This window comes from Streptococcus sp. AM43-2AT (assembly GCF_003603405.1).
Classification (GTDB): Bacteria; Bacillota; Bacilli; order Lactobacillales; family Streptococcaceae; genus Streptococcus; species Streptococcus ilei.
Genome location: NZ_QTND01000001.1, coordinates 353929 through 366083, shown reverse-complemented (window position 1 = coordinate 366083; position 12155 = coordinate 353929). Strand labels below are relative to the sequence as shown.

Below are 12155 nucleotides of genomic sequence, written 5' to 3'. Positions count from 1 at the left end.
CCATTAATTAAAAAGTGCTTCTCTGCTATCTAACAGAGGAGCACCTTTTGTTTTTAATCTTCACTAAAGCGTCGGTATTGGATGCGGAAATCAAAATAATTCTCTTCCTGAAGTTTACGGAAGATATCACGATAGGCCTCCTCATCGAAGCCCTCTCCTCGGTAGAGGATCTCGAAACTAAGGTCTTCGTATTCAAGAAAAGCATTGGCTGTTTTAAAGCCATTTCGAATATAGAAATCCATCCGTGCTTGACGTTGCTCTAGATTATCACATTCTTCATCCAATCGCTCAACTTCTAACAACATGGTCCGTTGGTAAAATTCCACTAATTTTTCAATGATTTCTTGACCATAGCCGTGACTTCGCAAGTGAGGCATAATGGCAAAGAAGCTGACATAAAAGGCCTTGGCATTTGAAATAGCAAAGGCAAATCCAACAAATTCTTCCTCATTGTAAAAAGCAAAAAAATGAGCATCATCATTGTCTGTATAGCGTAAAAACTCAGATATAGGAATCCGTTCCTCTTCAGGGAAAGCCTCGGTATTCAACCGCTCGACCTTATCCAGATCTGGGAATGTTTCAGTGATTAATTGGCTTGTTAAGCGCATAAAGCCTCCATTTCTGCTACGATTATAGCAAATAAAATAAACATATTCAAGAAATCCGTCTTCTTTCAAAAGCAAGTATGTAGCTTAACAAAAAAAGAGCTATTGCTCTTTTTTGACGCTTTTATTCAGTTTCTTCTTTTTTGGAGAATTGACTCATGTACAAGTCGTGATAAAATCCTTGTGCAGCCAAGAGGGACTCATGATTTCCTTGTTCGATGATTTGACCCTCTTTAAGAACTAAAATCTTATCTGCTTCTTGGATGGTTGACAAGCGATGAGCGATGACAAAACTAGTTCGCCCTTTCATCAAGTTCTTCATAGCCTTTTGAATCAAGAGTTCCAGACGCGTATCCACTGAAGAAGTTGCCTCATCCAAAATTAAAATCTTTGGATCAGCTAGAAGGGCACGCGCAATGGTCAACAATTGTTTTTGCCCCAAAGAAATATTACTAGACTCCTGGTTCATCTCCATGTTGTAGCCACCCGGAAGGGTCCGGATAAAGTGGTCCACATTGGCGGCCTTGGCAGCAGCGACAATCTCTTCATCTGTCGCATCCAAGTTTCCAAAGCGCAGATTCTCTTTAATGGTCCCTTCATAGAGCCAAGCATCCTGAAGAACCATCCCAAACTGCTTACGATAGTCTTGGCGAGATAGGTCACGGATATCATGACCATCCACTGTAATAGCCCCCTTAGTCACATCGTAGAAACGCATGAGGAGGTTGATGAGGGTCGTTTTCCCTGCTCCTGTCGGTCCGACAATAGCCACCATCTCACCAGGATTAACCTCTAGGTTAAAATCACGGATCAGCGGTTTATCTTCCACATATTGGAAGTCTACATGGTTAAAGCTAACCTGCCCTGTCAGCTCTTTGTCCAGAGATTCATTTTTACCGAGCACTTCATCTGGTTCATCAAGGACTTGGAAGACCCGGTCTAGTGAAGATTTGGCACTTTGCAAGGTGCCAGCTAACTGGCTCAAATTTTGAATAGGTTGATTGATCTGCCAGACATACTGAACAAAAGCCTGCATATTCCCAACTGTAAGACGACCAGCAAGAACTTGAATAGCTCCGATAACTGCGACCAAAAGATAGGTCAAATCAGAGATGGCATTAAGAACTGGCATCATCAGTCCAGAAATAAAATTCGCTTTAAATCCAACTTGTTGGAGACGACGAGTAATGTCACGGAATTCTTCTTGCGATGATTCTTCACGTACATAGAGTTTTAAGACGTTAAAGCCACTCAAGTTTTCCTGAACAAAACCATTTAGAGCTCCAAGAACATCAGCCTGCTCTTTAAAATAAGGCTGGGATTTCTTCATAATCAACTGGGCACCGAAGAAGGTAATCGGAATAGAAGCAATCACTATTAACCCCAAAGTGAGGTTAAGATAAAGCACCATAGCAATGACCAAACTTAAGGTGAAGATCGCATTTACAATTTGAAGAAAAGACTGTTGCAAGGCATTGGAAACCGTTTCGACATCACTGGTAAAGCGACCAAGGAGATCCCCAAATTGATGCTGATCAAAGTAAGAAACGGGGATACGATTGATTTTTTTAGATAGGTCATTACGCATATCCTCAATCATGCTTTGAACAGCATTGGTCATGAAGTAATTCGAATAGTAAGAGCCGAGTTCATACAAGACTCCACGGAAGAGATAGACAGCCATGACCCAGCCAACATAGCCAGCATTAATCTGAGCTCCTGCAACTCCTCTAGCTATATCTATCAGGTTAGCAGTCAATTCCGTAATAGCGAGTCCTAGAATATAGGGTTCGATGACACTCATGACCACACTCAGAATTTTTAGAAGCGTAGCGAAAATAACGGCAAAGCGATAAGCTTTTAAGTAGCCCCAAAGGCGTACAAAACTGGAACGTTTTTCTTTCATTTTCTCCTCCCTCCTATTCTTCTGTCAATGATTGGTTATTCAACTGAGAGCGAGCAATTTCACTGTAGATTTCATTTGTTTCCAGAAGCTCTTCATGGGTTCCACGACCAACGATTTCTCCATGATCCAAGACAATGATTTGATCCGCATCCATAATGGTCCCAACCCGCTGGGCTACGATTAAAACGGTCGCATCTCCAGTTACTTCTTTTAGACGTTTTCTAAGCGTTGCATCTGTCTTATAATCCAGAGCCGAGAAGGAATCATCAAAGATATAGATATCCGGCTCCTTAACAACTGCACGTGCAATCGATAAACGTTGCTTCTGACCTCCAGAAAGGTTGCTACCACCTTCTGCTAAATGAGTGTCAAACTGTTCTTCCTTACTCTCGATAAATTCCTTGGCTTGGGCTACATCTGCTGCCTTATCTAGTTCTTCTATACTCGCATCTTCCTTGCCATAACGAAGGTTTTCAGCGATGGTCCCTGTAAAGAGCAGGGCCTTCTGCGGGATAAATCCAATCTTATGGCGCAAGGCTTTAACGTTAAAATCACGAACATCCACGCCATCAACCAAGATTTTCCCTAAGGTGACATCATAGAATCGAGGAATGAGCTGAACGAGAGAGGATTTCCCAGAACCGGTCGATCCGATAAAGGCGATGGTTTCACCCGGTTTAGCCTTAAAGGAAATATTGTGAAGGACTGGATTCTCTGTTTCACCAGGATAGGCAAAAGTGACATTATCAAATTCCAGATAACCCTTGGTTTCTGTCTCAGTTACCCCATTTTCATTTGGATCAATGGAAATGGGCATGTCCATTATTTCTTTCAAACGATGACTGGAGACAGCTGTCCGTGGGTACATGGTAAAGAGATTGGCTAGGAAAAGGAATGAAAGCAAGGCATGGAAACTGTATTCGATAAAGGCGACAAGATTACCGATTTCTAAACTCCCATCCCCTAGAGGATCCAAGGCAAACCACACAATAGCTACAATCATAGCGATGATGATTTGGACAAAGAGTGGCTCCGTCAAACCAGTCAGTTTAAAGAGTTTATTAGAGTTGTCCGCATAGACTGCATTAACTTGGCCAAACTTTTCCTCTTGGAATTCCTCACGTGCAAAAGCACGAATGACACGAAGGCCTGTAAGATTCTCACGTGCATATTGATTGAGCTTATCTAGGGTTTCCTGCTGCTTCTCTGACAAAGGCTTGGTCTTAACAGCTACATACCAGACCACCACGGCCAAAAAAGGCATCGAAATCGCCACAATCCAGGCAAGAGATGGACTCGTTTGTAAAATCAACAGAATACTCGACACCATCATGATGGGAGTAATGACCCCAAGTTTTAACATCTGGTCAGAAAACTGCATCAGGACAAAAGCATCAGACGTCATCCGTGTCACTAAAGAAGGAACGCCAATCTTTTCATATTCATGGTGAGAATATTCCTGAAGCTTCTCATAAAGATCATTCCGCATATCCATAACCATGGTTGTAGTAATCTTCCCAACCGCATAGGCCAGAACGATTCGACCAAGAATTCCGACGATGATCACACCAAACATAACCCAGGCCCAGAAATAAACACGCTCTATATCTCTCGGATTGATTCCCTCATCAATCATACGGGCCAAAACAGTTGGCAAACCGAGATTAACAATCACAAAAAAGATGGCTGCTGTAAAATTCAAGCACAACCATTTTGGATATTTTCTCAAATAAGACCAAATATATCCCATACCTTTCTCCTCCCTATACAATAAAAAAGCACCGTCAAGTACTTTTTAAATGATTCTAGAAAGCTCACACGCCTTCTTCACAGTAACCTCATTATATCATTACCCTAGGTGGCTAGCAAGGAAAAGAGCTAATGAAAACCATGAAGAAAAAAGAGGATAGCCTAAGCCATCCCCTCAAGATACGATTATTTCTGACGTTTGAATTTTGCATCTTTGAAGAAAGCAAAAACTTCATAATCACTAGATTCTGCTTTTGATACATCCAAAGTCAAAACATCACCATCAATCTTATATTTGACTTTATCTTTACCACCTTCTGCTGATTCAAGAGTTTTAGCATTTTGATCAGCTTTCAGGTCAATTGTTTTCTTTTTGCTTTCACCAAGAGCTTTCATTTCGATAATCATCTTAGCTTTTGTATCTTTAATTTCAATTGTCATTGTCAAATCAAATTGATCAATAACCTGCTCAAGTTGTTCCTCACTAGCCCCTTGCTTTTTAAGGATGCTTTTAATTTGATCCTTCTCAGCTTTATAGACATATTTCCCATTATCGCTAGTTGTAGAACCACAAGCTACAAGGAAAATCGCACCAACTGCCAACAAAGCAGCAAAGACAAGACGTTTAAAGTATTTCATCAGAAATCTCCCTTTATTTGTTGATAAGGACTATTCTATCAAAAAAATAGAAGTCTAACAACATAATAAATTAGTAAGAACTTGAAAAGATATGGAAATGGCTTGTGATTATAGAATCGCTAAACGAGATTTAAGGGTGAAAGTTTATTGTATGAGTTAAAAACTGTATTTTAACAGTACAATCCTTATTTCATAAAAAAGTAGATAGTCCTATACCATCTACTTTTTATATGTTATTTTTGACGTTTGAATTTTACATCTTTGAAGAAAGCAAATGTTTCACTATCCTCTGCCTCGAATTTACTCAAGTCCAAAGTTAAAACATCCCCGTCAATCTTATACTTGACTTTATCATTACCGCCTTCTTTTGACTCAAGAGTTTTGCTGCTTTGATCAGCTTTCAGGTCAAATGATTTCTTTTGATTATCTCCAAGAGCATTCATTTCAACAGTCATTTTTGCTTCTTTATCTTTAATTTCGATTGTCATTGTTAATGAAATTTGACCAGCAACTTGCTCAAGTTGCTCATCAGTGGCCCCTTCTTCTTTTAGGATACTTTCTATTTTCTCCTTATCTGCATTATAAACATATTTTCCATTGTCGTTAGCTATAGGACTCTTAGAGGTAGAACCCTTAGATGTAGAACTCTTAGATGAAGTAGCCCCCTTAGATGTAAGGGAACTTGCTCGTTTGAATTTTACAGATTTGAGGAATTTCGCCGTATTTTCATCACCAATATTAAGGTTAGGATTTTCAAGCGTTAAAACATCACCTTCGATCTTATATGTTATCTTTTTCTCAGGATCCTCTTCTGACCATATAATTTTTTTCTTTTGATCTACTTTTAAATCTACTGTTTTTTCTTGGTCATTGCCAAAGATACTAACTGAGGCAGACATTGTCCCAGTGTTATCCTTAATTTCTAGTACCAATTTAATTTTTAGCTGATCAACGAAAAGGTTGGCAGCACTATTAGTCCCAGTTTCTTTTTCCACCATTTCTAGGATTTCTTCTGATGTAGGTTCAAATACATAAACACCATTATCGCTAGAGCCACCCCCACTACATGAAGCTAAAAACAAAGCGCTAAAAGCAAACAAAGCAACAAACACCAGACGTTTAAAAATTTTCATAAGTAATCTCCTTTTTACTAATTAAAACTATTTTAACAAATAAATAAAACGTTTTCAATATATTGATTGTTGGAGAATTTTTAATAAGGAATTCTTGAACTTGATAATTATTTACAATTCCTAAAGAAATTAAAAAAACCGAGGTCTAAACCTCGGTTTTCATTTTGATTGGAAACTCTATTATTTAAGAGTAATTTGAGCGTGATACTCAAAAGACTAAGTGTAAAGCTTATTTTTTATTACTTTATTTTTGTAGGGGTGTATATGGGGGGGTCGCTCCAACTCCTTCCTGTTTAAGAAGTTGAGTAATTTCATTTCCAAGAGTTGTATTGTTTGCATTATAGTAATGACTATATGTGTTTAATGTTGTAGCTTTATCAATTCTTCCAGAACGTTGAGATACTTCTAAAACATCCTTTTTCAGAACATTGATCATAAATGAATCATGTGAATGACGCAATCCTTTACCAGTTATTTCTGGAACTCCAGCCAACCTTGCATGACGCTTCAACATTCTTGTCAAAGTGCTTTTTACCATTGGTTCACCAAACTTGGATAAAATATAATCTTGATTAGAATTAGAAATCTGAATTGTGCGCCAACGTTCAAGCACTTTTATTGTTTCATCATCTAAGTCTATATATCTTATTCCTGCTTCGGTTTTTGTCTGCTCTTTACGTTTATAGACACCACCTTTTAAAGCTTCTAAAGTTGAGTGAACAAAGATACGTTTATTCTCTTTATCAAAATCTGACCAAAGTAAAGCAAAACCTTCACTAACACGTACACCAGTCATATAGTACAACCAAGTGGTTGTAAAACGGTGAAGATCTTCATAATCAGTTAAATCAAAAGTTGAAATCACTTTCTTAAACTCTTCAAAAGTCCAGAATTTTGTATCTGGTCTTTTACCTTTTGGATTATCCAGACTCTTACATGGGAATGTTTTAATATATTCCATTCTCTCTGCATAACCTAAACATTGTTTAAATCGTATCCAAACACATTTTGCATAATTCGCAGAATACTTATTAATAAGTTCTAAACGAAATTTTTCACAATCACGAGGTTTAATGTCTCGTAATTTCATGTTTCCAAATCTCTCAATAAATGTATCAAATTGAGTGATTGCGGTTCTATATGTGCTATCTTGTACCGTTTGTTTGTAGTAAGGTAAAAAAACCTCAAACATATACTGTTCAAAATTGAGATTATAGTCGCTATAATCAAATTTATCGTAAAATTCAACTCTTGCTCGACATAATTCATCATATGCCTCTTTTTCAGTTGAAAAAGATTTTCCCCATATATTTCGATATCTTTTAAATCTTTGACGTTTACCTGTAGCTGATGCTTTGAATTCTGTCTGACAGTAAATCCTTCCTTTACTATCTCTAAATACTCCTTTATATTTCTTTGACATTGCTTTCAATTCCTTTCATTAAGTAAATTGAAAGCCGAGTAATTCTTCCACAATAGAAATAGGTGCAAGATCAAGTCTTTTGTTATCGAAAGGCGATTTACTTAATTTTACCATATTATTTGAAGAATTCAAAGATTCATCAAATTGATTTATAGCAATCTTTTTAGCTTGCTTAATTATTTCTTTTGAAGCTGTCTTAGAAAAACCAAGCTTCATAATATCTTTATGATTAACTGTCTTCATTCTTATCTCCTATATTGTAGAATTCTGTAATATAACTAATTTCATCTCCTGTTCTAATAATATGATTTGTTTTTTTTGAATAATTGGCATCTAAATCGATATCTAGTCCATTGATAGTCATTACTTCTCCTTTAGTAGCTGTTATTTCAATTGGTTTTTTTATTCCTCTAGAACACCTATAAATCCTGACACCTTTTGGATATAAATATAGTCGTGCACCTTTGACGTATTTTTTTATATTCTGATTATCATCTATTTCTAAATTAGTTAAATATGCAATAACATAATTGCCCACTTTATCACTATTTTTAAGCCTTTTAGTTTTGGTAAAACCTTTTTTCCAGCATTGTTCAATAATTTTGTTTGGAATATAAAGAGAACTTCTTTTAGGTGCTTTGATAAGAAGATGACAATGCCAGCTCCCACTAGCTTGTGGTTCAATAACATTGATATACTCTAAATCTGAATATTGTTTTCTTAAATCTCTTATAAATAATTTAAAGTCTCTATATACAACTTCAAGTTCATTAGTGTACTTAGCATAGGTCAACGTTATCCAAAGTTCATTTTTAGTACCATTGAAGTTATGAGAAATAAGACGCCTTAACTTCCTCATTGTAATACGAGTTGACTTTAAATTATCACTTCTTGTCTCTCCACTTGTATTCATATCAAATATTTCCCCGGTATCCAAAACAACATATTTTTTATTCGGAAGTACTTTTATGGTCTGCTTGTGTATTCCATTAGAAGTTGTTAATTCTAGGGTATTACCATATCTATAAGATTTTACGATAGCTCCTGAATGTACTTTTGAATTATTTATTTTCACTCCTGACTTTCCTTATTGTTCTATTGTTTGACGTTTATCAAGTTAAAAGCAATAGAAGCAAGCTTCTATTGCTGGGCACATTTCTCAAAGTAAAGAAAGAGGGACGCTCCACTTGCTCCAGCTCTCTGAGCTGAGCACCCCTATTCTTTACTTTCGAAAGTGCTCTAATAATATTTTTGCAATTCTTTTAAAAAGTCAAAATTTTTGTCAAAAAATGGAGTTTCAAAATAAGTTGGTAAAGTCATTTTCCCATCAATCTGTACATGGCCTCCTCCTTTTATTTGAATCGATTTATAGTCCTTAAAATTTGAGCCAAAAACCATTCTGTATCCATCTTCTGATAGATTGCCAAGCGCAACTCGACAACCTAATTGATCCCTAATAGCACCATCAAGAATACTCGCATCTGGACGCTGCAAAGAGGCCTCGATTAGTACTCCGACTTGTCTTCCCATCATAACTAAGTTATAAAGATAAGACATAGCTTCTTCAGCAATTTTTTTATCAGATACTTTTACAAAAGCTGTAACTTCATCAATAAAAACTACGATTGGTTTTAGTCCAAAATCTGTAAAATCTTTACCAAATGATCCTTGACCAGAAAAATATTTATCGTACCTATTCATCATTTTAGTATTTACAACTCTAAGTATTTTACAGATTTGATTAGAAGTAACAGCAACATTATCTTCTGGAAAACCACTAACATACCTCAATAAACTTAAATCTGCATTTTTCGGATCACAGATATAAATATCAGCCCCTATCGATGCATATTGTAAAATTTTATAGTTCAAAAACATACTTTTTCCTGAACCAGTTGTACCAACTGTTAAACCGTGCGGAGATTTGCTAATATCGTATGATATTTTTTTTGTGAGTTGAATTACTGTCGAATTTCTGTCTTTTTCTAAATTTAAATCCGATACTTTTAAACGTTCATCTTTTATTAATTCAAAAGTATAGTCGGTGTATGTTAACTGTTTTGTATTAGATATCAATTTTTTCCCTAAATATGCTTCCAGCTTGCTTCCAAGATCATTAACTTTATGGCTTAGAAGTCCACCTATATTGTATACTCTAATTGTAAATGTACTCGTATCTTCTTTATTTTCAATCCATTCCATTTCCAAAGTTTCAATATATTTTTTTTCTTTAGTTTCAGTTATCTGTGTAATATATAATTGGTTTAATTTAATAAATTTAAATAATTTTTTCTGTTTTAAATATTTACTTCTGTTAAACTGACCGAAAACAAACAAAGAACTTAGTAATATTTCTATAGAACATATAAGTAAAATTTGATTTATACTTAATTTCAAAGCGATCAATGGTAGAAAATATAAATCAATAAAAAGAACTACTACTATAAAGAGAAAAAATATTATTCGACTTCCCCAAAAAGGATACACCCAATTTATACTAACTCTTTTCATGTTGCTTATTTCCTTGTGAATCTAAAATTACATCGGCAGTAATTGACAATTGATTTTGATACTCGCCATAGACAGTTGCTTTACTAATATTTACAACTTTACAAACTGTTTGAAGTGGTTTAAATGAAGAATAATCATCAATTCCTTTGTTCAAAACAGTAATGACCACTTGTTCACCAAGGTTATTCTGTTCGTTTTGATACTCGGTATTATCTTCAACAATAAGTAACGTTACTTTTAAATGATTATCTTGTGTAAGTCTACAATTTAAATATACAAATTCTTTTTTTTCGAAGAATGATTTATCGAATTTTAAAAAACTTCTTAAATTTTTTAGTGTCATAATTTTTTACCTCTCTTTATTTTGAATTAAAGAATCAGCAACTTCTTTATTCATTTGAAAATAGATTTGCAACTCTATTTTCAATTTTCTATCAAATCATTGCTGTGATCTGATAAAATAATTATATAACTAGAAATTACATAGTTAGTATAAAATTTGGTATACTTTTAAATTAAGAATTTTAGACGAAAAGATAGACTATTAAAATTGATAATTCGTTATATAAGTTATTAAATTAGAAATTAAAAAAGAAATATATAAAATATATCTCTTTTTTAAGTATATAAAGGGTTATAAAAAATCTTCTAATTCCTGATATCTGATTAGATTTAAAAGATAACTCTGATATTTAGTGAGTGTTTTAATTTCATTTAAAAATAGATCATTTAATTCCAATTGTACAAATTTTGATGCTTTACTATTTATTTTTAAAATTCCAGGTACTTTTCCACCGAATTTAATTGAATTATTTTTTACATGATCCAAAAACTCATTTCTATTTAAAATTTTATATACAGGAACTAATTCTTTCATACCTACTTTATTATCTTTATTATCTTTATTATCTTTATTAGGATGAATGCGTTTCAATATAGTTATATATTTTTCATCTATTTTAAGCTTTACAGTAATTGGGGAAATATGTGTTTTTAATCTTAAATAATTGAATGGTATTGAATCATCATTTAATGTTGGTAAATCATACTCTATAAATTCTTTTGCTAAAGTATTAACCATATAACCAATTTTGAAAATAGTATCTTTTTTTAATAATTCAATAATCTCTGGAAAGAAAAAATTAGCAAGTTCAAATTCAAGCCATCTATGAAATTGTCTATTTATTTCAACAAATTTAAATGATTGTCCTTCATCATTAAAGATAACTTCAATCACATAATGTTTAAAGGAACTTACTAATCTCCTTTTAATAATAATCCAAGGTGTAAAAAATAATAAACTACATTTTTTATTAAAATTAAAGTTATACCACGTTGAAAATTCGGCAAAAATACATAAATAATCTATAAAAGATCTATTAAATTCACATAAGTTACCACTAACTTTTCTATTAAGTAAGATTTCTTGAAAGTAATTATAAAAAGTAGATTCAAGAAGGTCGGCTATTTCATTGTCTGTCCCAAATATTAATCGATCTTTTTTTATTTTAAATATTCGGGAGTAGTCTTCCAATAAGCTATCTGGAATAAAATTTCCACTTTTTATATTCTTCCCTGATTCTATTCTTTTTATTGTAGATTTTTGTCCGTACGAAATTGTTTCTATTTGTCTTGATCCTCTTAACTCTCGAAATCTTACTGAAACCTTTTTTATTAATTCATCTTCAAAAAAACTCATTACAACTCCAATACTTATAAAGTAAATTCAGAAACAATTTTCTTCTCATTTTCTGTTAAATCAAATAAATCCATGACTAGATTATCAATATCAAGATTATATCATGTTAAATAAAAAAACAACAGCTTTGTTCAAAAAACATAAAAAAAACAGCCCATGTCTTTAAAACATAGACTGTTATTTTACCAATAAAGGATCTTGAAATTATTGCAGTTCTTTGCGTTTAGCAAACCCAAGTCCAACCAAACCTACACTTATTCCTCCTAACATCAATGCCATGCTGGCTGTTTCACCTGTATGTGGTAAAACTTCTTAGGTTCTTGTGGTTTTGGTTCAACTGGTTTCTCTGGTGTGGTAGAAAGTTTGTTTCTTCTTCTGAGTAAGGAGATTTTTTACTCTTCACTCCATATTTTGCCTTTGCGACACTTTCCCCTACTGTAACTTGAATTTCCTTTACAGCTTCTTTTTCTAGGATGATAGGTTCTGGTTA

At 34.0% G+C, this 12155-nt stretch carries 11 protein-coding genes; all 11 read right to left on the bottom strand.

The annotated features are described in order from the left end of the window. Window positions 1–53: 53 nt before the first annotated feature. A complete protein-coding gene (locus DW930_RS01760; RefSeq protein ID WP_023023302.1) occupies window positions 54–608 on the bottom strand; it encodes a GNAT family N-acetyltransferase in 555 nt (184 codons plus the stop codon). Between the two features lie 121 nt (window positions 609–729). Then, the gene (locus tag DW930_RS01755) at window positions 730–2511 is read right to left on the bottom strand and encodes an ABC transporter ATP-binding protein (RefSeq protein WP_123159168.1); all 1782 of its coding nucleotides are present in this window, start codon (window positions 2509–2511) and stop codon (window positions 730–732) included. A gap of 13 nt (window positions 2512–2524) precedes the next feature. Continuing rightward, window positions 2525–4261 (bottom strand): ABC transporter ATP-binding protein, encoded by a 1737-nt coding sequence (locus DW930_RS01750; RefSeq protein WP_123159167.1) that lies wholly within the window; start codon window positions 4259–4261, stop codon window positions 2525–2527. Between the two features lie 185 nt (window positions 4262–4446). Continuing rightward, window positions 4447–4899, bottom strand: a complete 453-nt coding sequence (locus tag DW930_RS01745) for a hypothetical protein (protein WP_023023308.1) — start codon at window positions 4897–4899, stop codon at window positions 4447–4449. Between the two features lie 233 nt (window positions 4900–5132). Then, the gene (locus DW930_RS10545; protein WP_243635752.1) at window positions 5133–6032 is read right to left on the bottom strand and encodes a hypothetical protein; all 900 of its coding nucleotides are present in this window, start codon (window positions 6030–6032) and stop codon (window positions 5133–5135) included. A 244-nt stretch (window positions 6033–6276) separates the two neighbouring features. Next, complete coding sequence (locus tag DW930_RS01730; protein ID WP_123159166.1) at window positions 6277–7455, bottom strand: site-specific integrase; 1179 nt, start codon at window positions 7453–7455, stop codon at window positions 6277–6279. An 18-nt stretch (window positions 7456–7473) separates the two neighbouring features. Continuing rightward, window positions 7474–7698, bottom strand: coding sequence for a DUF3173 family protein (locus tag DW930_RS01725; protein WP_123159165.1), 225 nt, complete (start codon window positions 7696–7698; stop codon window positions 7474–7476). After that, on the bottom strand, window positions 7685–8530 hold the full coding sequence (locus tag DW930_RS01720) for a replicative protein (protein WP_347736319.1): 846 nt from the start codon (window positions 8528–8530) through the stop codon (window positions 7685–7687). The genes DW930_RS01725 and DW930_RS01720 overlap by 14 nt, the downstream gene beginning before the upstream one ends. Window positions 8531–8694: 164 nt before the next feature. Beyond that, window positions 8695–9966 (bottom strand): FtsK/SpoIIIE domain-containing protein, encoded by a 1272-nt coding sequence (locus DW930_RS01715; RefSeq protein WP_123159164.1) that lies wholly within the window; start codon window positions 9964–9966, stop codon window positions 8695–8697. Next, window positions 9953–10309, bottom strand: a complete 357-nt coding sequence (locus DW930_RS01710) for a hypothetical protein (RefSeq protein WP_117281336.1) — start codon at window positions 10307–10309, stop codon at window positions 9953–9955. The genes DW930_RS01715 and DW930_RS01710 overlap by 14 nt, the downstream gene beginning before the upstream one ends. Window positions 10310–10600: 291 nt before the next feature. Continuing rightward, on the bottom strand, window positions 10601–11665 hold the full coding sequence (locus DW930_RS01705; RefSeq protein ID WP_123159163.1) for a hypothetical protein: 1065 nt from the start codon (window positions 11663–11665) through the stop codon (window positions 10601–10603). Window positions 11666–12155: the final 490 nt, after the last annotated feature.

Bases quoted from the DNA above. Each gene is read 5' to 3' on its own strand.
- DW930_RS01710 (WP_117281336.1), bottom strand. From the start codon at position 10,309: ATGACACTAAAAAATTTAAGAAGTTTTTTAAAATTCGATAAATCATTC.
- DW930_RS01755 (WP_123159168.1), bottom strand. From the start codon at position 2,511: ATGAAAGAAAAACGTTCCAGTTTTGTACGCCTTTGGGGCTACTTAAAA.
- DW930_RS01745 (WP_023023308.1), bottom strand. From the start codon at position 4,899: ATGAAATACTTTAAACGTCTTGTCTTTGCTGCTTTGTTGGCAGTTGGT.
- DW930_RS01730 (WP_123159166.1), bottom strand. From the start codon at position 7,455: ATGTCAAAGAAATATAAAGGAGTATTTAGAGATAGTAAAGGAAGGATT.
- DW930_RS01760 (WP_023023302.1), bottom strand. From the start codon at position 608: ATGCGCTTAACAAGCCAATTAATCACTGAAACATTCCCAGATCTGGAT.
- DW930_RS10545 (WP_243635752.1), bottom strand. From the start codon at position 6,032: ATGAAAATTTTTAAACGTCTGGTGTTTGTTGCTTTGTTTGCTTTTAGC.
- DW930_RS01715 (WP_123159164.1), bottom strand. From the start codon at position 9,966: ATGAAAAGAGTTAGTATAAATTGGGTGTATCCTTTTTGGGGAAGTCGA.
- DW930_RS01725 (WP_123159165.1), bottom strand. From the start codon at position 7,698: ATGAAGACAGTTAATCATAAAGATATTATGAAGCTTGGTTTTTCTAAG.
- DW930_RS01750 (WP_123159167.1), bottom strand. From the start codon at position 4,261: ATGGGATATATTTGGTCTTATTTGAGAAAATATCCAAAATGGTTGTGC.
- DW930_RS01705 (WP_123159163.1), bottom strand. From the start codon at position 11,665: ATGAGTTTTTTTGAAGATGAATTAATAAAAAAGGTTTCAGTAAGATTT.